This is a genomic window from Rhodococcus sp. HM1, assembly GCF_023218075.1.
Lineage (GTDB): Bacteria > Actinomycetota > Actinomycetes > Mycobacteriales > Mycobacteriaceae > Rhodococcus.
Genome location: NZ_JALPTB010000077.1, coordinates 1 through 26,015, shown reverse-complemented (window position 1 = coordinate 26,015; position 26,015 = coordinate 1). Strand labels below are relative to the sequence as shown.

The 26,015-nt window shown below is 67.7% G+C and carries 19 protein-coding genes; 12 read left to right on the top strand and 7 right to left on the bottom strand.

Annotation, left to right across the window (positions count from 1 at the left end; genetic code table 11):
- Positions 1-166: 166 nt before the first annotated feature.
- Genes M1M07_RS27580 through M1M07_RS27570 form a run of 3 tightly spaced genes read right to left on the bottom strand, consistent with a single transcriptional unit; the run spans position 167 to position 3,671 of the window.
- A complete protein-coding gene (locus M1M07_RS27580; protein WP_248676218.1) occupies positions 167-1,705 on the bottom strand; it encodes a long-chain fatty acid--CoA ligase in 1,539 nt (512 codons plus the stop codon).
- A 2-nt stretch (positions 1,706-1,707) separates the two neighbouring features.
- The gene (locus tag M1M07_RS27575; RefSeq protein ID WP_248676217.1) at positions 1,708-2,856 is read right to left on the bottom strand and encodes a DUF5938 domain-containing protein; all 1,149 of its coding nucleotides are present in this window, start codon (positions 2,854-2,856) and stop codon (positions 1,708-1,710) included.
- Positions 2,857-2,867: 11 nt separating this feature from the next.
- Positions 2,868-3,671: an SDR family NAD(P)-dependent oxidoreductase gene (locus M1M07_RS27570; protein WP_197252566.1), complete on the bottom strand. Its 804-nt coding sequence runs from the start codon at positions 3,669-3,671 to the stop codon at positions 2,868-2,870.
- A 213-nt stretch (positions 3,672-3,884) separates the two neighbouring features.
- On the opposite strand from M1M07_RS27570, the gene M1M07_RS27565 reads away from it, so the two are divergent.
- Positions 3,885-4,559 carry a TetR/AcrR family transcriptional regulator gene (locus M1M07_RS27565; RefSeq protein WP_197252565.1) on the top strand — a complete coding sequence of 225 codons (675 nt, stop codon included), beginning with the start codon at positions 3,885-3,887 and terminating at the stop codon, positions 4,557-4,559.
- A gap of 204 nt (positions 4,560-4,763) precedes the next feature.
- On the opposite strand, the gene M1M07_RS27560 is transcribed toward M1M07_RS27565, so the two are convergent.
- The 4 genes from M1M07_RS27560 to M1M07_RS27545 all read right to left on the bottom strand — a co-directional run bounded on the left by M1M07_RS27560 (position 4,764) and on the right by M1M07_RS27545 (position 10,339).
- The gene (locus tag M1M07_RS27560; protein ID WP_197252564.1) at positions 4,764-6,428 is read right to left on the bottom strand and encodes a long-chain-fatty-acid--CoA ligase; all 1,665 of its coding nucleotides are present in this window, start codon (positions 6,426-6,428) and stop codon (positions 4,764-4,766) included.
- Positions 6,429-6,515: 87 nt separating this feature from the next.
- Positions 6,516-7,856 (bottom strand): MFS transporter, encoded by a 1,341-nt coding sequence (locus tag M1M07_RS27555; protein ID WP_197252563.1) that lies wholly within the window; start codon positions 7,854-7,856, stop codon positions 6,516-6,518.
- Between the two features lie 69 nt (positions 7,857-7,925).
- The gene (locus tag M1M07_RS27550) at positions 7,926-9,368 is read right to left on the bottom strand and encodes an aldehyde dehydrogenase (RefSeq protein ID WP_197252562.1); all 1,443 of its coding nucleotides are present in this window, start codon (positions 9,366-9,368) and stop codon (positions 7,926-7,928) included.
- Positions 9,369-9,397: 29 nt separating this feature from the next.
- On the bottom strand, positions 9,398-10,339 hold the full coding sequence (locus tag M1M07_RS27545; protein ID WP_248676216.1) for a TauD/TfdA family dioxygenase: 942 nt from the start codon (positions 10,337-10,339) through the stop codon (positions 9,398-9,400).
- Positions 10,340-10,348: 9 nt separating this feature from the next.
- Here M1M07_RS27545 and M1M07_RS33130 point away from each other — a divergent pair, with 9 nt between their 5' ends.
- The 11 genes from M1M07_RS33130 (at position 10,349) to M1M07_RS27490 (ending at position 25,889) form a co-directional block, all read left to right on the top strand.
- A complete protein-coding gene (locus tag M1M07_RS33130) occupies positions 10,349-11,698 on the top strand; it encodes a helix-turn-helix domain-containing protein (RefSeq protein WP_248676215.1) in 1,350 nt (449 codons plus the stop codon).
- A gap of 1,003 nt (positions 11,699-12,701) precedes the next feature.
- The gene (locus M1M07_RS27535; RefSeq protein WP_197252560.1) at positions 12,702-16,190 is read left to right on the top strand and encodes a serine/threonine-protein kinase; all 3,489 of its coding nucleotides are present in this window, start codon (positions 12,702-12,704) and stop codon (positions 16,188-16,190) included.
- A 182-nt stretch (positions 16,191-16,372) separates the two neighbouring features.
- Positions 16,373-17,749, top strand: coding sequence for an MFS transporter (locus M1M07_RS27530; protein WP_308200870.1), 1,377 nt, complete (start codon positions 16,373-16,375; stop codon positions 17,747-17,749).
- Positions 17,746-19,275: an aldehyde dehydrogenase family protein gene (locus tag M1M07_RS27525; protein WP_248676213.1), complete on the top strand. Its 1,530-nt coding sequence runs from the start codon at positions 17,746-17,748 to the stop codon at positions 19,273-19,275. Before M1M07_RS27530 ends, M1M07_RS27525 begins: the two co-directional genes overlap by 4 nt.
- A gap of 108 nt (positions 19,276-19,383) precedes the next feature.
- Complete coding sequence (locus M1M07_RS27520; protein ID WP_197254271.1) at positions 19,384-20,313, top strand: VOC family protein; 930 nt, start codon at positions 19,384-19,386, stop codon at positions 20,311-20,313.
- A complete protein-coding gene (locus tag M1M07_RS27515) occupies positions 20,310-21,098 on the top strand; it encodes an alpha/beta fold hydrolase (RefSeq protein WP_248676212.1) in 789 nt (262 codons plus the stop codon). The genes M1M07_RS27520 and M1M07_RS27515 overlap by 4 nt, the downstream gene beginning before the upstream one ends.
- A 29-nt stretch (positions 21,099-21,127) precedes the next feature.
- On the top strand, positions 21,128-21,634 hold the full coding sequence (locus tag M1M07_RS27510; RefSeq protein ID WP_197254263.1) for a cupin domain-containing protein: 507 nt from the start codon (positions 21,128-21,130) through the stop codon (positions 21,632-21,634).
- Between the two features lie 3 nt (positions 21,635-21,637).
- Positions 21,638-22,390, top strand: a complete 753-nt coding sequence (locus M1M07_RS27505) for a 3-oxoacyl-ACP reductase family protein (protein ID WP_197254262.1) — start codon at positions 21,638-21,640, stop codon at positions 22,388-22,390.
- 19 nt (positions 22,391-22,409) lie between these two features.
- Positions 22,410-23,192 carry an SDR family oxidoreductase gene (locus tag M1M07_RS27500; RefSeq protein WP_197254260.1) on the top strand — a complete coding sequence of 261 codons (783 nt, stop codon included), beginning with the start codon at positions 22,410-22,412 and terminating at the stop codon, positions 23,190-23,192.
- Between the two features lie 10 nt (positions 23,193-23,202).
- Positions 23,203-24,849 (top strand): thiamine pyrophosphate-binding protein, encoded by a 1,647-nt coding sequence (locus M1M07_RS27495; protein WP_248676211.1) that lies wholly within the window; start codon positions 23,203-23,205, stop codon positions 24,847-24,849.
- Positions 24,850-24,938: 89 nt separating this feature from the next.
- Positions 24,939-25,889, top strand: coding sequence for a PDR/VanB family oxidoreductase (locus tag M1M07_RS27490; protein WP_197254256.1), 951 nt, complete (start codon positions 24,939-24,941; stop codon positions 25,887-25,889).
- The last annotated feature ends 126 nt before the right edge of the window (positions 25,890-26,015 follow it).

The following is a 26,015-nucleotide window of genomic DNA, read 5'->3' as shown; positions in this document are numbered from 1 at the left end:
GTTGTGGTCACGGGTGGGTGGCTCCTTCTCAGCACCGGGGGCATGTGCATGTGTGATCCATGCGAATGCTATGGCCCTGTGCCGCATCACACCCGCCGCGACGCGCGCGCCACGCCGCTCACGTCTGCCGGATGCTCGAAGTGCCTGTGCGCCACGCCGCGGGCGATCAGCCGAACGCGGCCTTGATGTCGGTCTTGAGGACCTTGCCGACCTTCGAGCGCGGCAGATCCGGCCACACCTCGATCTGCTTGGGGGCCTTCACCGATCCGATGCGTTCCTTGACGAACGCGGTGAGCTCGGCCGGGTCGACGCTGCGTCCGGGCTGCGGCTGGACCACCGCGACGACGCGTTCGCCCCACTTGTCGTCCGGCAGGCCGATGACCGCGCAGTCCTGGACCGCGTCGTGCGCGAGGATCGCCTGCTCGACCTCCGTGGAGTACACGTTGAATCCGCCGGTGATGATCATGTCCTTCGCGCGGTCGACGATGAACAGCAGCCCCGACTCGTCGAGATAGCCGATGTCGCCGGTGTGGTGCCACCCGAACCGGCTCGCCTCCGCGGTGGCCTCGGGATTCTTGTAGTAGCCGGACATCACGAGCGACGAGCGGATGACGATCTCCCCGCGTTCCCCGGTCGGGAGCAACGTCCCGTCCTTGTCCATGACCGCGACGGTCACGAGGGGAGTCGGCCGTCCGGCTGAGCTGAGGACCTCGGTGGCGATCGACCCGTCGGGTCGGCGGTGTTCGTCCGGCGGCAGCACCGAGATCATCATCGGCGCCTCGGTCTGCCCGAACAACTGTGCCATCGGCCCGATCCGGTCCAAAGCCTCGGCGAGCCGGGTCGGGCTCATCGGGGCCGCGCCGTACCAGAAACACATCAGACTCGACAGGTCCGTGGCGTCCAGGTCCGGATGCGCGAGGACCATGTAGATCAAGGTCGGCGGCAGGAACGTGTGCGTGACCCGGTGCTCGGGAATCAGCCGCAGGAACTGCCCGACGTCGGGGGTGCGCATGATGACGATCTCGCCGCCGGACGCGAGCACCGGGAAACACAGCACGCCGGCGGCGTGGGTGAGCGGCGCCAGCGCGAGATACACCGGACGGTCCCCGCGGGACGGGAACGGATAGCTCATGAGCGTGAGCGCCGTCATCGTCTCGAGATTGGTGCCGGTCAGTTGCACTCCCTTGGGGCGCCCGGTCGTGCCGCCGGTGCCGACGATCATCGCGAGGTCGTCCGGCGGCGCGGCGTCCTGGACGGCGCCCTCGAGCGCGTCGGCGCGGAACGATTCCCAGCTCAGCGCGTCGGGACCGGGGTCGCCGTCGAGTTGCACCCAGGTGTGGATCGCCGGCAGATCCGGGCGGATGCGGTCCACGAGGTCGCGGTACGCCGACGCGTACAGCAGCACCTCGCAGTCGAAGCGGTCGAGGATCTCCCGGTTCTCGGCGGCCTCGTTGCGCGGGTTGATCGGGCACCACACCGCGCCGGCTCGGCTGATGCCGAACACGCACGCGAACGCGAGCGGATCGTTGCCGGACAGCACGGCGACCTTGCTGCCGCTGCGCACACCGTGCGTCACGAGCGCACAGGCCACGTCGTTCGCGAGGGTTTGCACCGTCGCGTACGTCCACGTGTCGCCGTCGGTCGTGAAGCACGGCCGGTCCGGTCCGACGGACGCGCCCTTGTCGAGGTAGTCGACGATCCGCATCGTCAATCCTGAACGGTCAGAACAGGTTTCGAGACCAGTCCGAAACTCCGTAGGATTCCGAGCAGGTCGTGATGGCCGAATGCCTGGCACCCGCTGGCGAATCCGACCCGCTTCGGGGGCTGCTGGAGCAGCCAATGGGCCGCGAACGCCTGGAGCAGACCGGTCTGCTGGTAGTTGCTGTTGCCGTGGATCACGCAGTGCGCGCGGCCCAGCGGGCCCGACGCGTGCACCGAGTCGAGTGACTTGTTGACGCGGGGATTCTCGCGCGGCGGCATGACGTTCATGACCTGCCGGGCCGTGGCGGTCAGCGCGGCGTCCCGGTCCTCGGGCGTCATGTCCTTGGTCGCCTCGAGCGCCTGCGCGACGATCTGCGGAACCCCGTGCATCAGAGCCGCATTGAACACGCCGCCCTGCGCCTTGACGTTCGCGACGCGCGGGTCGCGGCGGAACCAGACCGGGTGCGACGTGCCACCCCACGGCAGCGACTGCGCGAGTTCGTGCTGACCGGGCACGACGAGGGGGACGAGTCCCTGTCCGGGATCGAACGGGACGTACTCGTTCTGCTCGAGGTAATGCGCCGCGGACGTCGCGGCGTTGACCAGGATCGTGCGGGTCGAGGCGATGGTCGGGCTGCCACCCCAGAACACGGCGATGTCGAGGGTGTCGAGACCCGGTGTCTCCAGACACAATTGGGCCGCGATCTCACCGGTGGTGTACATCTGCGCGATCCCGGGGGCGAGGAGCAGGCCGGCGTCGGCGAATTTCGCGCCGTACTGTTCGTCGCATGTGATGAGCCAGTCCTGCTCGCCCGTGGTGTCGGTGTAGTGCGTGCCCGCGGCCAGGCAGGCCTGCACCACCTCGGGGCCGAGATCGGAGAACGGCCCGACGGTGTTGAGGACGACGTCGGCATCCTCGAACAGCGAGGTCAACGCCTCGACGGTGTGCTCGACCTGCACCACCTCGAAGTCGGCGGTCTCGATGCCGGGCACGTGCGTGCGCATCGAGTCGTCGACCTTCGCCTTGTCGCGGCCGGCCGCGACGAACGGAATGCGGAACTGGCGCAGGAACTCGCAGACGAGGCGGCCGGTGTATCCGGAGGCGCCGTAGACGACGACGCGGCGGGCGGCGTGTGCCGGGTTCGGTGTGCTCATGGGTCCGCTCCTCACATTCCCATGCCGCCGTCGACCGGGAGGCCGACACCGTTGACGAATCGTGCTGCGTCCGAGGCGAGGAACACCACGGTGTCCGCGATGTCCTCGACGGTGCCCAGACGCCCGGACGGGGTCAGGTCCACGACGGCCGCGACCGCCTCCTCGGCCGAGCCGAAGAGCCCGATGGCGGCCATGTCGTTCGCGAGTCCGGCGCCCATCGCGGTGGGGACGAGACCGGGATAGATGCAGTTGACGCGGACGCCGTAGCCGAGTTTGCCGCTCTCCATCGCGGCAACGCGGGTCAGCCGGTCGACGGCGGACTTGGTGGCCGAGTAGACCGCGATGCCCGGAAACGCGATCGTCGCGGCGACCGAGGCGACGTTGACGATGCAGCCGCCGTTGCCCGCGGCGCCGCCGGGTCGCATCGCCCGCAATCCGTGCTTGAGGCCGAGGGTGGTGCCGAGGATGTTGATGTCGAGCATGCGCCGGACGGCATCGACCTCGACATCGGTGACCAGGCTCGTGATCTCGATGCCGGCGTTGTTCACCAGCACGTCGAGGCCCCCGGCGATCTGGGCGGTCTCCGAGATCGCTCGTTCCCAGTCGTTTTCCCGGGTCACATCGAGATGGACGAATCCGTGCTTGCGGCCGCCGTCGGAGGGCAGGGCTGCGGCGACGTCCGCGCCGCTGTCCTGGATGTCGGCGACGACGACGCTCGCACCGGCCGCCGCTAGTGCCTTGGCCATTCCTTCGCCGAGGCCCTGGGCCCCGCCTGTGACCAGGGCACGGCGCCCGGTCAGGTCGAACACGCTCATGGAGATCTCCTGTGTGGTCTGCGGGTCGTACGGACGGAGCAGGGGGAGATGGGCCGGTGCGTGGACCGGCTCGCTGCGGCTGGCAGCCCGTGATTGTGGCGTACATCACATCGTGGCCGAATGCTTGACGACTGTCAAGAAGGATTCGGACGAATGGCCCGAGAATTCTTGTCGACTGTCAAGTTCATTGGCTGTCAACTAGACTGGCGAGCAATGAACCCCCTGGCGACGCCTGCCGGTCGGTCGATTCGCAGTCGGCAGGACAAGTACGACGAACGCCGTGTGCAGCTGGCCGAATCGGCCCTGGCGACACTCGGCGAACTCGGCTACGCGCGCACCTCCCTGCGGGAGATCGCGCAGAATTCGCCGTTCTCGCACGGTGTCGTGCACTACTACTTCAAGGACAAGACCGACCTGATCCTGCACTGCGTCCGCTACTACAAGGCGCGGTGCATGACCCGATACGACGAGGTCGTCGCCACCGCGCGGACCGCGGAGGAACTGCGCCGCGGTTTCGCCGACAAGCTCGTCGAGACCCTGCGCACGGAGGCGCCGATGCACCGGCTCTGGTACGACCTGCGCAACCAGTCGATGTTCGATCCGGCGCTGCGCGAGGACGTCGCGGCGATCGACGGGGGATTGTGCGACATGATCGATCGTGTCCTGACCCGTTATGCCGAATTGTCCGGTGCGGCATTGCGATACGACCGGAATACTGCCTACGCGATGCTCGACGGGGTGTTCCTCTCCGCGTTGCTCGAGTACGTCGTCGAACGTGATGCGCTCGTTGCCGGAGAGAGCGATGCCGAGGATTCCGCGACGGTGGCACCGGATCGGCTGGGGGACAAGGTGTTCGATCTCCTTCCTGATCTCGTCGCCGCACTGTGATCGGACTCGGATGCTTCCGATCCTGCTATCGCGCGATCGCGGGCTGGATCGCTTGTGGAAGGTAGGGGAAAACGTCGGCAACTCCAGGGTGGGTGATGGTTCCAGTGCGTGGGTCGATACCACGATTCGGATCTCTCTTCGGGTGCGGAAGCGGCGGTCGGAATCTTGTGACGCGACAAGGCCTATGGCGCCGGCGCCCTGCATTCACGCCGGCTGAGTGGCCGAATAGATGTCGCGGTACTCGACGCGGAGAGACTTCTTGTCCAGCTTGCCGACACTGGTGCGAGGAAGGTCGGACCGCACGAGGACGGTATCGGGCAACTGCCACTTCGCGAACCGCGTGCCGAGCAATTCCTGTACCTCCCGCAGGGGCAAGTCCTCTCCGTCAGCCGTAACGACCAGCACCAGCGGTCGCTCCTGCCACTTCTGATGCGGAACCGCCACTACCGCGGCCTCGGTGACTCGCGGGTGCATCATGATCAGGTTCTCCATGTCGATGGACGAGATCCACTCGCCGCCGCTCTTCACCACGTCCTTGAGCCGGTCGGTGAGTTTGAGATGGCCGGTCGGTGTGACCGTGCCGAGATCACCACTGCGCCAATAGCCGTCCACAAACTGATCGGGATCCGGCTCACGTCCGAAGTAGCTCGTGGTGATCCACGGTCCTCGCAGCCATACCTCGCCGATACTGACGCCGTCGTGCGGAAGTTCGTGCCCCTGACCGTCGACGATCCGCACATCGACTCCGTTCACCGGAAGACCTTGGCAGCGTTTGAGGTCCCACTTCTCATCCTCGGAAAGGCCACCGAGGGAAAACTTCACGCCGCGGTTGACAAAGGTGGTCGGGGTGGTCTCGGTGGCGCCGTAGGCATGGATCACGTCCGCGCCCACCTCGTCGTGGAAGCCACGCATGAGCGCGAGTGGCGGCTCGGTGGATCCGGACAGCAGCCGAGTCCGGCTCAGGTCGGGCTTGATGTCCAGGGTGCGGATGTACTCCAGCATGGGCCCGAATATCGCCGGTGCGCCGTTCGCCACTGTCACTGTCTCGGCGATCATTGCGTCCACCAGCACTCCGATATCCGCGGCGGTGTACGCCCCGGGCAGAACGATGCGGGCCGCGGTGTACACCGCCGACTGCGGTAGACCCCAGCTCTGTGCGTGGAACATCGGGGTGATCATCATGACGGTGTCCTCAGCGGACATCAGCAGGTTCGCGGCCTGCGCCATGGTGTGCAGGCAGATGCCGCGGTGCGAATAGTAGACGCCCATCGGTCGCCCGGTGGTTCCGGTGGTGTAGCAGGCGCTGTATGCGGACCGTTCGTCGATCACCGGCCAGTGGTATTCCGAGGGCACCTGTCTCACCGATTGCTCGTAATCGGCCACAGCCGGCAACGTGGTCTCGATCTCGGTGACCGGGCGATCGGCCATGATCACCCACCGGCGGACGCCGGGGGCGTGCGGTGCGATGGCCTCCGCCACGCCGATCAACGATTCGTCGACCAGAACCACCGAAGCGCCGCTGTGCGCGGCCACGTACCCGAGGTCCTCCGGTGAGAGCCGAAGGTTCATCTGCAGCATCACTGCTCCGGTGCCGGGGATCGCCCAGTACAGCTCGAAATGCCTGCGGCTGTTCCAGTCCAGGATCCCCACCACCTCTCCCGGCTGCACGCCCAGCGCCTCGAGTACGTTCGCAGCGCGTTGTACCCCGGTGTAGGCGTCGGCGTAGGTGTACCTGTCCCAACCCCCGTCAGGTGTCCGGTACACGATTTCCTGTTCCGGGTAGGTACGTGCCGAATGCCGCAGCAGCGTACTGGTGTTGAGTTGGTAGTCGTCGCCGTGAGTGGATCGATGTCCGGTGATCATGGTCATGGTGCTGCTCCTGCGTAGTCGTTCGGCGTCGTGAGTGCCGGAAGAAGGAAGATGAGATGGAGGGGCGGATCGAGTCGATCGTCCGGGTCAGTGGGCAGCTCGCTCCGCGAGATGGATGGCATCCCGGTCCGGATTCGCCAGCAACGTCACGGCAAGTCCGGACACGATCAGAAGAACCGCTCCGATCAGGAAAACGGTGTGGTAGCCCGATGCCGCCTGGTGTGCGGCCTGGATGAGGCGGCCGGCGAGGAACGGTGCGATGACCCCCGCGGCGCCGAGGAACGCAAACAGCACGCCCAGTACCGCTCCGCGCTGCCCCACCGGGGTGATCTGGGCGACGGCCGCGCTGGATGCGGGGAAGGTAGCGGTGAACAGGTTGAATGCAGGCAGCATCAGGATGAGCTGCAGCGTACCGTCGGCGAATACGAAGCCCACCATGCAGAGCCCGGCGATCACCACCGCGATCCCGGCCACACCGGCTCGCGCCCACCGGGTCGGTAGACCGCGGGCAATCAGTGTCCGCGACACCACACCTTGGCCGAACATCGCCACCGCGCCCGTCGCAGCGGTGGCCGCGATCCAATTGCCGGTGGAGATGGTGCTGATCTCGCGCACCGATTCCAGATACGTCGGAAGCCAGGTTGTGAGCACCGCAGTCACGAAATAGCAGCCGAATCCGGCCAGCGCGAAGCAGATCCAGGTGGGAGCAGAGAACAGTCGCCAGTACGATACTCGCCCCGTGACCGCGCAAGCGGCCCCGGTCGCGTGGGTCTCGGTGGCACCCCCCGACTCGGCTGCCGCGTTGTCGGCGGGCTTGTCGTACGGCCCCTCCCTACCGACCAGCAGCCACACAACAGACCACACCAGGCCCGCGATAGCGAGCACGCCGAAGCACCAGCGCCACCCCCAGTGGACCTGGACGAGCGCCATCACCGGCGCGGCGACCAGCAGACCCAGGCCCGTCGCAGCCAGCACGATGGAGTTCGGCAGGTCACGCCGCTCGTCCGGAAACCACTTCATCACCGCGTGCAGGGCAACCGGCGTCGCCGGCCCCTCCGCCAACCCGAGCACAATCCGGGAGACCAGCAGCACCCCGAAGGACGCGCCGCCGAGTACCGGGAACTGGACGATCGCCCAGACCACGGCCATGGCAAGCAGCATCGGCTTGGTCTTGATCCGATCAACGAGGAAACCACCGAGCACCGTTCCGAGCCCGAACAGGAAGAAGAACGAGCTGGCGACCAATCCGTACTGGGACGGAGTCAAACCCAGATCCTTCATCAGGGTGTGGGCAGTGAGTCCGAGAACGGACTTGTCCCCCCAGTTGATCAACATGAACAACGCCAGCATGGCGGTGATCAGCCACGCCCTCCGGGTGGAATAGGCACTGCCTGGCGGAGCTACCTGCGGATGAAGGGTGAGGGACACGGTGATGCTCCTTCGGGCACAGTGCGGAGGATGTGGGCTGGGGAAGGGGACTCGGGACCGGGAGGGGTGTCAGACTGCCGAGTAGGTGGTCTTCGCCTTCAGGCAGGCCGCGAGGCCCTCGGGGCCGAGTTCGCGGCCGAGGCCGCTGGCTTTCGTGCCGCCGAACGGCGCGACCGGGTCGAGCATGAAGTAGTTGATTCCGAAGGTGCCGGAGTCGATGGCGTCGGCGACCGGACGGGCCGAATCCGGATCCGCAGTCCACACCGTGCCGGCGAGGCCGTAATCGCTGTCGTTGGCCAACGCGATCGCCTCGTCCACCGAGTCGTACGGCAGCACGCTGAGGACCGGCCCGAAGATCTCCTCCCGGGCGATGACACTTGCGGGGTCGACATCGGCGAAAACCGTCGGCAGTACGAACCAGCCGCGGTCCAGGTGCTCCGGGCGACCGCCACCGGACACCAGGCGGGCACCATCGGCCACGCCACGCGCGATATACCGCTCCACGCGGGCCCGGTGTGCCTCGGTCACCATCGGCCCGAAAACGGTGCCGGGATCGAGCGGATCCCCGATCGCCGCGCTGCGGCAGAGGTCGGCGAAAAAGTCGACCACCTCGGCGTACCGACTGCGCGGAGCCAGGATGCGGGTGCCGGCGACGCACGTCTGCCCGTTGTTGAGCAGTGTCGCCTGAAGCAGGCCTTCGGCGTTGGCGGCGAGATCGACATCGTCCAGCAGGATTGCGGCTGATTTCCCGCCGAGCTCCAGAGTCACCGGCCGCAGCAGCTCCCCGCAGCGGGCTCCGATCTCTCTGCCTACCGTTGTGGATCCGGTGAACGTGACCTTGTCGACACCGGGGTGCCCGACCAGGTAGCGGCCGATCCCGGGGCCGCCGGGCACGATGGAGATCACGCCGGGCGGCACGCCCGCAGCGCGTACGGCATCGGCGAACAGATAGGTGTCCAACACCGTCTCCGGGCTGGGTTTGATCACCACGGCACACCCGGCGGCGAGCGCGGGCGCGACCTTGAAGGCGGTGAGCAGGTTCGGGTAGTTCCACGGGATGATCGCCCCGATCACCCCGACCGGGAGCCGATCGACGCGGGCGCTGCCGCCGAGCAGGCCTGGCCGCACCTCGGAAAACACGGTGTTCCGGGCCAATTCGGCGTAGTAGCGGTACACCGCGATCGGGATCGCGACCTCCACAGCCATCGCGGTGGTGATCGGCATCCCGTTCTGCTGCGCGACCAGTGCAGCGATTTCGGAGCCGCGGGCCTCCACCTCGTCGGCGATGCGATCCAGCAGATCGGCCCGCCGATGGGAGTCCCAGCCCGCCCAGCCGACTCCGTCGGCGAGGTTCCGGCGGGCCGCCGCCACGGCGATGTCCACGTCGGCTCCCGCGGCCGCGGGCGTCCTACCGATTACCTCACCGGTGGCGGCTCCGATCACCGTGATGGTGTCGGCTCCGACCGGCGACTGCTGCGCACCGTCCACGAACAGCGTGTCGTACTCGATCATGTTCAGTCTTCTCCTGTGTCCGTGTGCGATCAGAACGGCTGGTCACCGACTACGGTGACCCGCTCCATAACCCGGCGCTGCGGGAAGTAGTCGCTGACGGCGTAGTGCTGGGTGATGCGGTTGTCCCAGATCGCGACCGAGCCGGGTTCCCACCGGAAACGCACCTGGTACTCGGGCACCCGCGCCTGGAACAGCAGATAGTCGAGCAGGGCGTCCGCCTCGTCTCCGGGCAAGCCGTCGAGGACTTCGGTGAAGGGCTCGTTGACGTACAGGAACTTGCGGCCGGTCTCCGGGTGGGTGCGGACCACCGGGTGTGAGATGCGTGGATGAATGCGCTCCATTTCGGCGATTGCCTTATCGGTCATCGTCAGACCCCACGACTTGACGAACGTATGCGTCGCGGTGAGGTCGTCGATGCGCTCGCGCACTTCGTCGGGCAGGTTGTCGTACGCGGCCGCCATGTCCGCCCACATCGTCTCGCCGCCGATCTCGGGCACCTCGATGGCTCGCAGAATGGACAGCATGGACGGATCACTCCGGAAGGAGGTGTCGCTGTGCCAGATGTTCTCCATCCCTACCGCGGTGTCATCCTTGGCCAGCCGGGAGATCTCCTGCGCCTCACCGTTCGGGAAGAAGTCGTTGGCTTCGATATCACCCCAAAGGTTCGCCAGAGCGATGTGTTCGGCCCCAGTCAGATGCTGATCGCGGAAGAACAGCACCTTCCATTCGAGCAGGGCCCGGTGCAACTCGAGATGCGTCTCTGCGTCGATCTCACCCAGGTCCACGCCTTCCACCAGGGCGCCGATCGTGACGCCCACGGGGCGGAGGGTCAGGCGTTCGTAGCTCTGGTCGAAAAGCTGCTCACCTGCGGTGCGGCGCAGTTCACGGGTACCGAAGTGCAGGCGCGGATAGCCCTGGGCGCCCACCATGGGGATGCGAGCGAATCTGGTCCGAGGTGTGATTGTCGTCATGGAAAAAGTGTGTCGCCGATCACCGTCGACGCCGCTGTGTCTTGCCGCAACTCCGACCTCACGCAGGTGTGCAGTAGCACAATCGGGGTGGTGAAGTACTTCCAGAACGTCCCTGACCCCGAACCGCGCCCGGAGGGAGTCGACCGGATACTCGGCGAGTTGGGGAATCGGCTTGCCGATATATCGCTACGCACCACGCGGACCGCGGTGACCACCACGCTTTTCCCGCCCGAGATCTTCGATGCCGAAATGCCGGCGATCGCACGACGCACCTTTCCGATGGTGCTGGCGAGCCTGCGAACCGGCACCAATCCCGGCCGGGAGGACCTGGCCTTGCTTCGTGATCGTGCGGCTCAACGGGCCCGCGAAGGTGTACCGCTGACCCTGCTTCTCCATGTCTGGCAGCACGGCTTCCAGGAATTTTTCGAGGAGTCCGGGTGTATCGCGAACGCGGGCGAATCGAAAGCGTTGGCCTGGATCGGGCTCGCGGTGATGCGGCTGCAAGAGATCTTCCTCGCGGAGATCGTCGCCGCGTATCTAGCGGAGCAGGAAACCCTGACCGAGGAACGGTCCGGAGCCGTTCCCCTGATCGCACGACTACTTCTGCTCGGTCAGGATCCGCGGGCGGACGCGGAACGCCTGAACATCACCCTCGCCGGGAGCTACGACGTCCTTGCGGTACGCCTCGGGTCCTCCGCCGACAGCGGCCTCGACGCGGAGGCGCGGGAGGTGGCCGAGCGACGACGTCTGCATCGCATGCTGGCTCTGCTGCGTACCGGAGGAGGTCCCGCGACGCTGTCACTGCTCGACCGCGGAGGGGGCTACGTTTTCGTGCCGCGGTCCGGCGAAGACCCGCGAAGCGCCGAACGACTGGGCCGATTCGTCGCCGGCCTGGAATCCGCGGCCGGTTCCACGATTACGGCGGCCGTGGTGGAGGACATCGCCATCAGTGGGGTGACGACCGCCGCTCAGCAGGCCGACGAGATTCTCGATCTGGTGCGTGCTTTGAGCCGGGGTCCCGGCCTCTATCGACTCTTCGACGTGTTCATGGCTCACCAATTGAGCCGCCCCGGCCCCGGTCTAGACCACCTGATCGCCGCCGCGAAACCGGTGCTGAGCCACGACGAACTGCGCACCACGCTGCAGACCTACTTCGAGTGCGACCTCGATCGGCAACGCACCGCGCGCCGCCTGAGCGTGCATCCGAACACGGTGAACAATCGACTGAACCGAATCGCCGAGATCTCCCCACACAGCCCGTTCACCCTCGCGGGCATCACCGCGCTGTCTGCAGCCCTGACTGTCGCACGGCTGCGAGCCGGCGGTCCGCCGGACCCGTCGTCGCACGCCCAGGGATGACTCGAGCAGCCGGCATCACGACCACCCCTTGTGCCGAGCAAGATTTGTTTCACCCGCCCGGCTTCGGCGTCGAATCGACGAGCGGCCGTCCGGAGCACATCTGTGCGTCGACGGCCCTGCCCATGTCGACGGCGGGTGAAGACTTCGATTGCCGTTGGCAACATCGCCCTGTGAGCATCTGGGCCGTTGAGGGTGTATCCGACGAGATGATGCGCAGGCGGAAGCCGTACGAGCTCGCCGACGTTTCGGGGATATGGGGTGGCCGCGAATCGTGCCTCCGAAATGAGGTTCTGCACCTCTTCCGCAGACGCAGCAATCCCGTGTTCACAATGAAATATGTTGTGGAATAACGGCATTCGGTCCGGTTCGTTTTCACGGCTCTCGAACGCGGTGGCTCGCGCGGTCAGGTCGCCGGCTACGCGATCCGTTCCTACCGCCGATCGAACATTCGTAGCCGCACGTTCGTCCATGCTCTCGATCGCACCGTCCGGTCGGATCGACGGGAACTATCCGTGCGGTCGGCAATGGCGTCGCGACGGAGTCGTTCCCCGCGCTTCCGTAGAAGAACCGACCGCTGTCGGATTCGCAACCATCATGACCACGTCGGCTCGCAAGAACTACCTGGCGCGGATCGGCCATCTGCTCGTGCGTCGGTCCTACGGTAGAACCGAGCTTCATCGAGATTTCGACCGGCTACGTCGAATCATGCTGTGCGCCAACTCGGTACGAAAGGAAGACCGCCCGTTCCCGACCGGGCACGGACGCGTACCGTCGGCTGCTGCGGACAGGCGCATCGGAAGCGCGGGCCGGTGCTGACGGGGCGGGCGCGCGGCGCTACCGAGGTCGCGGAGGCAAAGTAGACTGGGCGTTGGCACCGGCGCTGTGTGCCGACGTAAGAGGCGGTCGTCATGGTTGCGCACATCTACGATGCACAAAGGTGGGGCCGGCTTCGCCACGCGGATGCACTCCGCGAGGGCGAGTCGTCGATCCGAAGGGCGCGTCGATGAAGACGCCCGATGACGCCGGCGACTCCGCCGACGTCGATGCGCTTCTTGCCTCGGACCTGCAATCGGAAGGCTTCGAGGAGCCGACGGTCATCGGCCGCGGTGGATTCGGAGTCGTGCTGCGCTGTCGGCAACCCACACTCGACCGAACCGTGGCCGTCAAGGTACTCACCGGGGCACTGAGCCGGGAGAACCTCGAGCGATTCCTGCGTGAACAACGGGCGCTGGGTCGCCTGTCCGGGCATCCGAACATCGTCAACGTTCATTTCTGCGGCACCACCGCAAGCGGGCGTCCTTACATCGTGATGCAGTACTACCCGCGCGGATCCCTGGATGCACGCATTCGTCGGCGCGGCCCCCTCGGCTGGCGCGAGGCGCTGTCGGTCGGCGTCAAGATGGCCGGTGCACTCGAGACGGCGCACCGCGCGAGCATGCTGCACCGAGACGTCAAACCCTCGAACATCCTGCTCTCCGACTACGGCGAGCCCTGTCTGGCCGACTTCGGAATCGCCCGGGTTGCGGGTGGATTCGAAACCGCCACCGGCATCATCACCGGGTCTCCTGCCTATACCGCGCCGGAGGTGCTGGGGGGTGAGGCGCCGTCCCCGGCTTCGGATGTATACAGCCTCGGCGCGACATTGTTCTGCGCTGTGACCGGCCACGCGGCGTTCGAGCGTCGCGAGGGCGAGAACCTGGTGGCCCAGTTCGTGCGTATCAGTGACCACCTGAGTCCCAGCCTGGATGGAACGGATATTCCGGCGGGTGTCATCACCGCGATCGAGCATGCGATGCAGCGTGATCCGTCCGCGCGCCCGAGTACAGCCCTCGAGTTCGGCAGGGATCTGCAGCGCGTGGCGGAAGATCACGCCCTGACTGCTGTCGACCTGTTCGTTCCGGAACCCGCCGAGGACGGATCTACCCGTGAGGCACCGTATCGACAGCCGCGCATGCCGGATCGGACCGAGGCCATTCGGCACTGGAGTGGATCGGTAACGATGCCGCCGGCTCCGTCGACGAAGTACCGGCCGCCGACCCCGAACCGTCCACTCGTCGAGCGCGGTCGACTCGTCGGGGTCCTGCGTTCGGGAAAGGGGCGGCGACTGATCCTGATCCATGCTCCGGCAGGGTATGGAAAGACCACTCTCGCCGCGCAGTGGCGTGAGGTGCTGACGGCGGAGGGAACCGCGGTCGCGTGGCTGTCCATCGATCCTGACGACAACAACGTGGTCTGGTTCCTGTCGCACCTGGTCGACGCGATACGGCTGGTGCGACCCGGCCTGGCTCAGACGCTCGGGCAAGTGCTCCAGGAGCACGGTGACCAAGCCACACGTTATGTGCTGTCGACACTGATCAACGAGATCGACGACGCCGGTACCGAGGTGGCGGTCGTCCTCGACGACTGGCATCGAGTGAGCAGCCGCGAGACTCAGGACGCAGTTGCTTTCGTGCTCGAAAACTGTTGTGCGCAACTGCAGGTCGTGGTGACGAGCCGGACGCGATCTGGATTGCCTCTGAGTCGATTGCAGGTCCTCGATCAAGTGCTCGAGATCGACGCGCAAGCGCTGCGGTTCGACGCGACGGAATCGCGTGAGTTCCTCGTCGACCTGGGCGGGCTGTTGTTGGGAGAACGTGAGGTGGAGGACCTGACCGATTCGACCGACGGCTGGGTTGCGGCGCTCCAACTCGCGTCGTTGTCCCTGCGTGGCTGCGAGGACCCGGCGCACATGATCGGTAGCCTGTCGGGACGCCATCGTGCGATCGGTGCGTTCCTGGCCGAGAACGTGCTGGACACGCTCGAACCTGCGCTGCTGGATTTCCTGATGGCCACCTCTGTGGCGGGACGAATCAGCGGGGATCTCGCCTCGGCGCTCGCGGACGTGCCCGACGGCCAGTCATGGCTCGAAGACGTCGAGCGCCGTGACCTTTTCCTTCGGCGGATCGACGACGAGGGTGAATGGTTCCGCTACCACCACCTGTTCGCGGAGTTCCTTCGCCGGCGCCTCGAGCGCAGTAGCCCCGAGCGTATCGCCGACCTCCACCGGCGAGCAGCCCGCTGGTTCGCGGACCGCCACTTCCTCAGTGAGGCCGTCGATCATGCCCTGGCGTCGGGCGATGAGAATCAGGCCGTCGAGTACGTCGTGAGGCACCGAACGTACCTGCTCGAGCATTCGCAGATGTCGACACTGCTGGGTCTCGTAGCCAAACTACCGCCGAATGCCGTAGCGGGCAGTGCCGCCCTCCAACTCGCAGTCGCATGGGCCAATCTCCTGCTCCATCACGTCGGTCCGGCCCGCGCCGCATTCGACCGCATCCGTCCCACCCTCGACGCGGGAAACCTGGACGCTTCCGAACGCGACAGCATCCGGGTCGAGGCATCGGTCGCGGAGGCGGCGCTCGAGATCTATGCCGACCGCACGAGCGGTGTCGAAACACTGGTCGAGGAGGCCCTCGAGAATTCGGACGCGGTGCGTCCGTGGGCGGTCACGGCGGCAGCGAACATCAAGACCTTCTGCCTGATCTACCGATTCGACTACGCCGCGGTCATGCCGCTGCAGAACTGGGCGCGGCGATATCACGCGAGCATGAGCGGTCCGTTCACGGTGATGTACGGGGCCGCGTTCGCGGGAATTGCGGCGTTCGAACAACTCGACCTGGCCGCGGCCGAACTCCATTTCGTCAACGCTGTGGAGTCCGCCCGGCGGGTGGGCGGTGCGCACTCTCACGCCTCCCGTCTCGCGGGCGCACTACTAGGTGAGTTGCGTTATGCACAGGGAGAAGTCGACGAGGCCGAACGCCTGATCGAGGAGAGCTATCAGCTCGGCTCCGAAGGGGGAGTGGTCGACTTCATGATCGCACGTTATGTGGTCGGAGCCGCCGTCAAGGCGCACCGTGGGGACCGTGCGGCCGCCGCAGAACATCTCGAGGCGGGCGCGCGGGCGGCGCAAGTGCTGGGACTGGACCGACTCCGTGCCCGAGTCGACAACGAACGTATCCTGCTGGGGCTTTCTCCTGGCGCCGGAGCGTCGTTTCCGCAGACCTTCACCGATGCATCGTCGATGGACGGGATTGCGCAGATCACCGCCCAGGTCCGGGACGACTCGGCGATTCGATTGTTGCTGAAGCGGGGGTCGAGCGCTGCAACCGAACGCGCCCTGGCGTGGGCGCGGCACTGGTACGACATGCTCGTCGGAACCGAGCGTCGTCGATCCACGTTGGCGGCGATCAGGCTTCTCGTGAGCTGTCTGATCGCCGGAGGTCGGGTCGAGGAGGCGAAGGTACGCCTCGCCGAGGCCGCGGCGGTGTGCGCGGAGCAGGGGATGGTCCGTTTCCTGCCCGACGGGGGCGTTGATGTCGTGGGCCTGCTGCGGGCGCTCCGCGACGACCAGCAGTCGGGGCGTTGGCGCGAGGAGTGGGCGGCGGTGCCTGCCGAATTCCTCCGGATCGTGTCGGCTGCCGCGGACGGGGATCCGGGTGGGCCGTCCCGGTGACGATGCCCGGACCCCTTTCTCGTGTTTCTTCACGCACTCGGCGACATCCCCGATGAAGCAGTCGCCTATATGTCATCCTCGATTGAAAGTCAATGGTTGACGGATCGGGAGTGTGCCAGGTTACATCTTAGCGGTAAGTCTTTAAGGACTTAAGTATCTGGCTTCCGAGACCGAGGACCCCGATGACACCGGTATCGACACACATGTCCAGTACCACCGAGACGATCAGTGCCAGGCTCGAACGGCTCCCCATGAGCCGCTGGCACGTCAAAGCGCGCGTCATCGTCGGCGCCGTCACCTTCTTCGACGGATTCGACCAGCTGATGATCGCGTACTCCCTTCCCGTGCTGATCCCCAAATGGAATCTCACCCCGGCATCCGTCGCCTGGGTGATCGCCATCGGCGGCCTCGGCATGCTCGTCGGCGCGCTCGGCGGCGGCTGGCTCGCCGACCGCGTCGGCCGGCTGAACGTGATCATCGGATCGCTCGCGCTGTACGCGGTGATGAGCCTGGGCATGGCGTTCACCGACTCCCTGATGCTGTTCCTGATGTTCCGGTTCGTGCAGGGCATCGGCCTCGGCGCCGAAGTCCCCGTCGCGGCCACCTACATCGGCGAGATCACCAAGGCCCACAACCGCGGACGATTCGTCCTGCTGTACGAGGTGATCTTCCCGATCGGCCTGGTCGTCTCGGCGATCGTCTCCGCCTGGGTCGTACCCCGATTCGGCTACGAAATCCTGTTCGCGCTCGGCGCCGTCCCGATCCTGCTGCTCCCCGCGCTGTTCAAGCTGCCCGAATCCCCGCGATGGCTCGCCTCCCGCGGCATGCACGACGAGGCCGAGGCCGCGATGAGCCGGATCGAAACCGAGATCACCGAGCGGTACGGAAAGACGCTGCCCGAGCCCGAACCCCTCACCCCGATCGCCGCCGACACCACCCGCGGTCGCTTCCGTGAGGCGTTCCAGGGCATCTACCTGCGTCGCACGCTCATGCTCGCCGCCATCTGGGGCTGCGCCTACTTCGTCAACTACGGCATCGCATCCTGGCTGCCCACCCTCTACAGCACCGTCTTCGACGTCGGCGTCGACACCGCGCTGCACTACAGCATCTTCACGACCGTCGCCGGCCTCATCGGCTGCCTGATCGTCGCGTTCCTCATCGACAATCTCGGCCGCCGCATCTGCATCACCGCGTCGATGGTGCTGTGCGCCGCCCTGCTGTTCCTGCTCGCCGCGACCGGCACCGGATCGGCGATGTCGGTCCTGCTGTGGTCCGCCGGTGCGGCCCTGTTCGTCTTCGCCGTCAACATGGCCCTGTACGTCTACACCGCCGAGCTGTACCCCACCCGGATGCGTGCCATCGGCTGCGCGATCGGCGGAGCCGCCGGCCGGCTCGGCATCATCGTCGGACCCCTGGTCGTCGGCGGCATCATGGGCGCCGGCGGAACCCTCGCGCTCGTGTTCGGAACCTTCGGCGCCGTCGCACTCGTCGGTGCGGTCGTCGTCGGCCTGTTCGCGGTCGAGACCCGCGAGAAGACACTCGAGGAGATCTCCCAGTGACCACCACCGCAGACCTTCGTCCCGCCACGGCTGCCCACCCCCCGACCCTTGACTTCGTTCCCGTCCCCGACGAGATCGCGGTCGGCGGCACCTGGCGCCGCGCCACCGGACCGGCCTTCTCCGTCGTCGATCCCGCCGACGGCCGGGTCCTCCAGGTCGTGCACCAGGCCACCGCCGCCGACGTCGACGACGCCGTCGCCGCGGGCCGGGCAGCCGCCGCCGACCCGGCGTGGCGCGCGCTGCTGCCCCACGAGCGGGCACGGCACCTGCACCGCATCGCCGACGGGATCGAACGGCACAGCGCGCGGCTCGCCCTGCTGCAGAGCTACAACACCGGCAAGGCGCTCGGCGAGACGACGGCGCTGGTCGCCAGCGCGGCCGGGACCTTCCGCTACTTCGCCGCGGTGCTCGAGACCACCGACGACGACCTGACCGCCCCGCGCGGCAACTATCTGTCGATGAGCGTGCACGAGCCGATCGGCGTGATCGGGGCGATCGCCCCGTGGAACTCGCCGATCGCGAGCGACGCCCAGAAGATCGCCCCGGCCCTCGCGGCGGGCAACGCGATCGTCCTGAAACCGGCGGAGTGGACCCCGCTCGTTTCGCTCGCGCTGGCCCGCATCGTCCACGACGCCGGACTGCCACCCGGGTTGCTGTCGGTCCTGCCCGGCAAGGGCTCGATCGTCGGCGACGCGATCGTCCGGCACCCGCAGGTCGGCAAGGTCACGTTCACCGGCGGCACCCGCACCGGCCGCGCCCTCGCCCACGCGGCCGCGGAGAAGCTGATGCCGGTGTCGCTGGAACTGGGCGGGAAGTCGCCGACGATCGTGCTCGACGACGCCGACATCGACGCGGCCGTCGCGGGCGTGATGTACGGGATCTTCTCGTCGTCCGGACAGAGCTGCATCGCGGGCTCACGATTGTTCGTCGACCGCACGCTCTACGACCGATTCCTCGGGGAACTCGTCCGGCGCACCCGCGCGCTGCGGGTCGGGAACGGCCGGGATCCGCGCACCCAGGTCGGTCCGCTCGTGCACCCCTCGCACCGGGACTCGGTGGCCGCCTACGTCGACCTGGCCAGGGAGGAGGGTGGCCGGATCCTGTGCGGCGGACGTATTCCCGACGACCCGGAACTCGCGCGCGGCGCCTACTACCTGCCGACCGTCGTGGACGGGCTGACCAACGACGCCCGGGTGTGCCGGGAGGAGATCTTCGGGCCGGTCCTGGTGGCGTTGCCGTTCGACGGGGAAGAGGATCTGCTCGCGCAGGCCAACGACTCGGTGTTCGGACTGGCCGCCGGCATCTGGACCCGTGACTACCGCCGGGCCTGGCGACTGGCGCGCCGTCTCGAGGCGGGCACGGTGTGGATCAACACCTACAAGCGGTTCAGCATCTCGACGCCCTTCGGCGGCGTCAAGGAGAGCGGACTCGGGGTCGAGAAGGGCCGCGCCGGCATCGCGGCGTATTCGCGGCAGAAGAGCGTGTACCTCGGTCTGGACGACGCCCCCGACACCTGGGCGGACTGACCGCCTCGTCCGGTTCCCCGGTCCCGGGAATCATTCCGGCCGGGGACCTGTACAAGCAAATATCTTAGCGCTAAGATAAATGACATTCGCCACTGGAAGGCAATTCTCATGAACCAACCCATCGCCTGGCTGCGCCGCCTGCGCTCGGTGGAGCTGCGCACCCACGCCGCCGCCGAATCCGCCGAGTTCTACTCCGAGGTCTGGGGACTGCGCGTCGTCGAACAGGGCACCACCGGCGCGTGGCTGCGCGGCACCGGCGAGCAGCACCACGTCCTGCAGCTCACGCAAGCGGAGCGAAACGGCTTGGGCCGCATCAGTTTCGCCGTCGCGACCCCCGCCGAGGTCGACGAGGCCGCCCGGCGGGTCGAAGCCCGCGGCATCCCCGTCGTGCACGGGCCGGGACCGATCGACGACGCCGGCGGCGGATACGGACTGCGGATCGTCGACCCGGAAGGCCGGGTCCTCGAACTCGTCGCAGACACCCTCGCCGTTCCCGCGCTCGTTCGCGACGACGCGGTGCCGGTCGGGGTCACGCACGTCGTGCTCAACACCGTCGACATCGACGCGTCCGTGCAGTTCTACTGCGACGTGCTCGGAATGCGCGTCTCCGACTGGTCCGAACACCAGATGGCGTTCCTGCGGTGCAACTCCGACCACCACAGCATCGCGTTCAACCAGGCCGAATGGGCGTCGGTCAACCACGTCGCCTACGAGATGCCGACGGTCGACCACTTCATGCGCGGCATCGGCCGACTGCGCCACCACGGGCAACTGCCGCTGTGGGGTCCCGGCAAGCACGGCCCCGGCGACAACACCTTCTCGTACTTCGCCGACCCCGCGGGCCTGGTGTGCGAATACACCTCCGGCATCGCGCAGGTCGACGAGGACCGGTGGCTGTGCCGCGTGTGGCGCCGCGTCCCCGAGCTGTCCGACCTGTGGGGCACCGCCGGCCCGCCGTCGCGGCAGGTCCGCGAGCACATGGCCGGCATCCCGGACCCCGGCGTGTTCGCGCGCCTCGACGAGATGCAGGCATCATGATTCACGTCGTCGAACGCGGCACCGGCCCCGCCGTGCTGATGCTGCACGGAATCGGCGGCAGTGCAGACAGTTTCGCCCCGCAGCTCACCGGACTCGCCGAATCGCTCCGCATGATCGCATGGGACGCCCCCGGCTACGCCCGCAGCGACGATCCGGAGCGCCCACTCGACCTCGACGACTACGCGGACGCCGCTGCGGACATCGTCCGGGACCGGTGCGGCGACGCGGGCGCACACATCCTCGGAATGTCCTGGGGCGGTGTACTCGCCACCCGGCTGGCGCTGCGGCACCCCGGACTCGTGCGCAGCCTGATCCTCGGCGCGTCGTCCGTCGGATCCGGCGCCGACCCCGACAGCGCCGAGAACATGCGGGCGCGGGCCGCGGACCTCGACCGCAGCGGACCGGCCGACTTCGCGCGCCGTCGCGCCCCGCGGCTGCTGTCGGCCGACGCTCCCCGGCACCTCGTCGACCGCGCGACGGCGATCATGGCCGAATCGGTGCGGCTGCCCGGCTACGGCCACGCCGCCGAGTCGATGGCCGCGACCGACCACACCGGCGACCTCGAGAAGATCGACGTTCCGACGCTCGTGCTGTGCGGGGACGCCGACACCGTCACCGGCATCCCGGCGAGCCAGGTTCTCGCCGGCGGCGTCCGGGGCGCGGTGTTCGTCACCGTCCGCGGGGCCGGTCATCTCGCCAACCAGGAACGACCCGAAGCGTTCGGCGCCTGGATCGAATCGTTCGTGCGAATCACCGAACGCCTGAGCAACCACTCGACCCCCTGAAGAACCCGCTGAAGAAACGGAGAACCACCATGACACTCGACTACGCGACCGCGGACCTGAAGGAATTCACCGACTCGCTCATCCTCACCCGCGGCACCCGCCACGAGGACTGGGACACCCTCGGCTTCCAGACCAAGGCCGGAGATCAGTTCCGGCGCGCCCAGATCCGCTACGTCGGCTCCGGCGCCACCGGCAACCACGAGAACGACACCCGCACCATCGGCTCCCGCGGCTTCACGTTCTCGAACATGCTGCTGCCGCCCGGCGCCGAGGGCCCCGAGCACACCCACCACGACGCCGAGGAAGCCTTCTTCGTCCTCGAGGGCGAGGTCGAGGTGGGCATCCACCGCGACGGCGTCGTCGAGAAGCGAACCCTCGGCTACCGCGACATGATCGTGGTGCCGGCCGGCGTGCCGCGCAGCCTGAAGAACACCGGCACCACCGACGCGCTGTTCTGCGTGATCATCGGCACGCAGAAGCCGCAGGTCCCCACCTACCCCGAGACCTCCGCGGTCTTCGGCGTCTCCCGGGACTGACCCGTGGGTGCCCTCGACGACCGTACCGTCGTCGTCACCGGAGCCGGGCGCGGCCTGGGCCTGGCGATCGCCCGCCGCCTCGGCGCCGACGGCGCGACGCTGTGGATCGCCGACGTCGCGACCGACCGCGGCACGGACGCCGCCGCGAAACTGCGCTCCGACGGGATCGCGGCACAGTTCGTCCACGTCGACCTCGCCGACGCCGGCTCGGTCGACGAGATGGCCGCCCGGGTCACCGCACACGGCCCGCTGTACGGACTGGTCAACAACGCCGCGCTCGCCGACGGGGTCGGCGGCAAGGCCGTGCACGAACTGCCGATCGAGGAATGGGACCGCGTCCTGAACGTGAACCTGCGCGGCACGTTCCTCGTCTGCCGGGCCCTCGTGCCCTCGATGATCGAGGGCGGCGGCGGCCGCGTGGTCACCATCGGATCCGACGCGGCGCACTACGGTTCCCCGAGGCTCACGCACTACATCGCGTCCAAGGGCGGCGTGTCCGCGCTGACCCGCACGATGGCTCGCGATCTCGGACCGTACGCGATCACCGTGAACACCGTCTCGCCCGGACTGACGGAAAGCGAATCGGCACAATATGTTCCGCAGCACCGGCACGACCTGTACCGGCTCAACCGGGCCCTGACGCGGCCGCAGCAACCCGCGGATCTGGTGGGAGCCGTTGCCTTCCTCATGGGCGACGAGGCGTCGTACATCACCGGGCAGGAACTCGTCGTCGACGGCGGATTCGTCCTGCACTAGCACCTGAGAGGACCGGGTCGTGGACCTGCTTCTGAACAATCGCACCTATCTCGTGACCGGAGGAAGCTCCGGCGTCGGCCTCGCCACCGTGCGGATGCTGCTCGGCGAGGGCGCGAACATCGTGACTTGCGCCCGCGACGTCGACCGCCTGAACGCGGCCCTCGACGACCTCGACGGACGCGAGCGCATCCTCACTGCGGCGTGCGACGTCCGCGACCGGGACGCGGTCGCCGACCTGGTGGCCCGCGCCCAGGACACCTTCGGCGGCCTCGACGGCCTGGTCAACAACGCGGGCAACTCGCGGATGAAACCGCGCGCCGAGACCACCCTCGACGACTGGCGCGACGAGTTCGACCTCAAGTTCTCGAGCGTGCTCAACACCGTCGACGCCGCGCTGCCGCTGCTGCGCAAGTCGCCGGCACCGTCGATCGTCAACATCTCGGCGGTCCTCGCCCGCCAGCCCGAGACCCGGCTGGTCACCACGAGCGCGGCCCGCGCGGGACTGCTCAACCTGAGCAAGTCCCTGTCGCTGGAACTGGCTCCGGAGGCGATCCGCGTCAACTCGGTCGCCCTCGGTCTCGTCGACACCGGGCAGTGGCGGCGCCGCTACGAAACCTCCGGATACACCGGAAGTTTCGCCGAGTGGGAAGCCGAGATCGCCGCAGACCGCGGGATCGGCCTCGGCCGCTTCGGCAACGCCGACGAGGTCGCCTACCTCGTCGTCACCCTGCTCTCACCCCGCTCGTCGTACGTGACGGGCACGAGCATCGACGTGTGCGGCGGAGTCGCGCGCTATGTCTGAAAGGAAACCCATGGCCAGCGAATCGCGAGCCGGCGGCAACGGCGGGGACCTGCTGGTGCAGGTGCTGCGCGACGCCGGAGTCGACACCGTCTTCGGCATCGTCAGCGTCCACAACCAGCCCCTCGTCGAGGCGGTGAGCAGGCAACTGCGCTTCGTACCGGTGCGGCACGAGGCGACCGCCGTCAACGCCGCCGACGGATACGCCCGCGCCACCGGCGGACTCGGCTGCGCCCTGACCAGTACCGGAACCGGTGCCGGCAACGCGGCGGGCTCGCTGATCGAATCGCTCGCCTCCGGCACCTCGGTCCTGCACATCACCGGGCAGGTCGAATCCCGCTACCTCGGGTCGGGCCGCGGATTCATCCACGAGACCAAGGACCAGCTCGGGATGCTCACCGCGGTCTCGGCCTACGCCGAGACCATCCGCGACGCGGACAGCGCCGCGAAGGTGCTGCGCGAGGCGGTCGCCCACGCGCTCGCCACGCCCGGCGGTCCCGCCAGCGTCGAGTGGCCCATCGACCTGCAGTACGCGCAGTGCCCGGTGACCGCGGAGGTGCCGCAGGCCGAACCGGCGGCCGCCGCGCCGACCGGTCTCGACGAGGCGCTGCGGGCCATGGAACAGGCACGGCGCCCGGTGATCTGGGCGGGCGGCGGAGCGGCGCGAGCAGGGGACGCGCTGACCGCCCTCGTCGAACGGTGGGGTGTTCCGCTGCTGACCAGCAACTCCGGCCGCGGTGCGGTGCCCGAGGATCACCCTCTGTGCATCGGCAACTACGCGACGTCGCCGCTCGGGCGGGCGCTGCTCGCCGACGCCGACCTCGTGTTGTCCCTGGGCACGCACTTCCGGTCGAACGAAACCGGTGACTACTCGATTCCCATGCCCGCGAGTCATATTCAGGTGGACCTCGACCCGGCCGCGCCGGGCCGCGTCTTCCCGGCGGATCTGCCCGTGGTGGGAGAGATCGGTGCGTTCCTCGCTGCCGCGGGGCGCCTCGACGGACTCGGCGATGCGGTCGAGGAGCACTGGACGACGCGGGCCCGCGAGACCCGCGACCGGGTGCGCGCGACGCAGCGCGCCGGGCTGGGTGACCATGCGGTGCTGTGCGACGCCGTGCGCGCGGCATTGCCTCGCGATGCCGTCGTGGCGCGCGATGTGACGATCGCGTCGAGTTCGTGGGGCAATCGCCTGCTGCCGATGTACGACCCGCGCGCCAACGTCTTCCCGCGGGGCGGTGGCATCGGGCAGGGCCTCGGTATGGCGATCGGCGCCGCACTGGCGGACGAGTCCCGCCCGACGCTCGCGCTCGTCGGCGACGGGGGACTGGCCGTGCACTTGGGGGAGATCCTCACCCTGGCGCAGGAGAAGCCGTGGCTGGTGCTGCTCGTGTGCAACGACGGCGGCTACGGGGTGCTGCGCAACATGCAGATCGGGGCCGGTGAGCGACCGTACGCGGTCGATCTGGCAACCCCGGATTTCGCGCTGCTCGCTCGAGCCGTGGGGGTCGAGTACCGGTGCATCGCCGCTGCCGGGGAGGCCCACGACGTTCTCGCCGACGCGGTGTCGCGGCAGGCGCCCGTGCTCGTGGAGGTCGATCTCGCGGCCTACGGGCCGATGCCGACGCCCTTCACGCCGCCGGTCACCGTACCGGTCGGCTAGCACCCGGAAAAACTTCCCGGCGACTGTGGCGCGGATAACATCTTAGCGCTAAACTAATAAGCGCTGAACTGATCTCCCCGGAGGAAAACATGACTGCAGACACCGTCGACCTGATGGTCCGTCAGATGCGGATCGAGTCCACCGGCGTCGTCTCCCTGCGGCTGGAACATCCCGACGGCGCCGCGGTCGAGCGCTGGACACCCGGAGCGCACCTCGACCTTCATCTCGGCGGTGGCCACGTCCGCCAGTACTCGCTGTGCGGCGACCCCGACGACAAGACGGGCTACCGCGTCGCGGTCCTGCTCGAGAAATCCGGGCGCGGGGGATCGCGCCGCGTCCACGAGACCCTGCGCCCCGGCGACACCGTCGCGGTGAGCCTGCCGCGCAACAACTTCGAGCTCCTGCCGTCCCCGCGCTACCTGTTCATCGCCGGCGGGATCGGCATCACCCCGATCCTGGCGATGATCACCGAGGCGGAACGCGCCGGCGCCGAGTGGGAACTGCACTACGGTGGCCGCGACCGCTCCACCATGGCGTTCCTCGACGAACTCGCCGGCTACGGAGACCGCGTGCGCGTCGTCGCGGAGGACCGCGACGGAATGCTGGATCTGGCTGCGCTGCTGGAGAATCCGCGACCGGATACCCTCGTGTACACATGTGGACCGGAAGGGCTGCTCGCCGCCGTCGAATCGTACGCGCCGGCCTGGCCGGACGGTGCGATCCGCCTCGAACGATTCAAGGCCCCCGAACGCATCGCCACCGCCGGTGAGGACGCCTCCTTCCAGGTGGTGTGCGAGAGCTCCGGCGTGTCCGCGACCGTGGCCCCGGACCGGTCGATCCTCGAAACCCTCGAGGACGCCGGGATCGACGTGCCCAACTCGTGCCGCGAAGGCATCTGCGGATCGTGCGAGACCCGGGTGCTGTGCGGCACCCCCGACCACCGCGACTCTCTGCTCACCGCCGCCGAACAGGAATCCGGCGCCACCATCATGTTGTGTGTCTCCCGCGCCCGCTCCGACGAGCTGGTGCTGGACCTGTAGAAAGGACTCTCAATGATCCTGTCAAGCCGCAACAGCGGTACCCGGCAAGCTCGGTTGCCAGGTGCGGTTGTCGCGGATGAGGGCATAGAGAACATCGACGCGACGCCGAGCCAGACAGAGGGTGGC

Coding starts and splice junctions, on each gene's coding strand:
- M1M07_RS27510 (WP_197254263.1), top strand. CDS start 21,128: ATGACACTCGACTACGCGACCGCGGACCTGAAGGAATTCACCGACTCG.
- M1M07_RS27490 (WP_197254256.1), top strand. CDS start 24,939: ATGACTGCAGACACCGTCGACCTGATGGTCCGTCAGATGCGGATCGAG.
- M1M07_RS27495 (WP_248676211.1), top strand. CDS start 23,203: ATGGCCAGCGAATCGCGAGCCGGCGGCAACGGCGGGGACCTGCTGGTG.
- M1M07_RS27520 (WP_197254271.1), top strand. CDS start 19,384: ATGAACCAACCCATCGCCTGGCTGCGCCGCCTGCGCTCGGTGGAGCTG.
- M1M07_RS27545 (WP_248676216.1), bottom strand. CDS start 10,339: ATGACGACAATCACACCTCGGACCAGATTCGCTCGCATCCCCATGGTG.
- M1M07_RS27580 (WP_248676218.1), bottom strand. CDS start 1,705: ATGCGGATCGTCGACTACCTCGACAAGGGCGCGTCCGTCGGACCGGAC.
- M1M07_RS27570 (WP_197252566.1), bottom strand. CDS start 3,671: ATGAGCGTGTTCGACCTGACCGGGCGCCGTGCCCTGGTCACAGGCGGG.
- M1M07_RS27565 (WP_197252565.1), top strand. CDS start 3,885: ATGAACCCCCTGGCGACGCCTGCCGGTCGGTCGATTCGCAGTCGGCAG.
- M1M07_RS27530 (WP_308200870.1), top strand. CDS start 16,373: ATGACACCGGTATCGACACACATGTCCAGTACCACCGAGACGATCAGT.
- M1M07_RS27560 (WP_197252564.1), bottom strand. CDS start 6,428: ATGACCATGATCACCGGACATCGATCCACTCACGGCGACGACTACCAA.
- M1M07_RS27575 (WP_248676217.1), bottom strand. CDS start 2,856: ATGAGCACACCGAACCCGGCACACGCCGCCCGCCGCGTCGTCGTCTAC.
- M1M07_RS27550 (WP_197252562.1), bottom strand. CDS start 9,368: ATGATCGAGTACGACACGCTGTTCGTGGACGGTGCGCAGCAGTCGCCG.
- M1M07_RS27515 (WP_248676212.1), top strand. CDS start 20,310: ATGATTCACGTCGTCGAACGCGGCACCGGCCCCGCCGTGCTGATGCTG.
- M1M07_RS27535 (WP_197252560.1), top strand. CDS start 12,702: ATGAAGACGCCCGATGACGCCGGCGACTCCGCCGACGTCGATGCGCTT.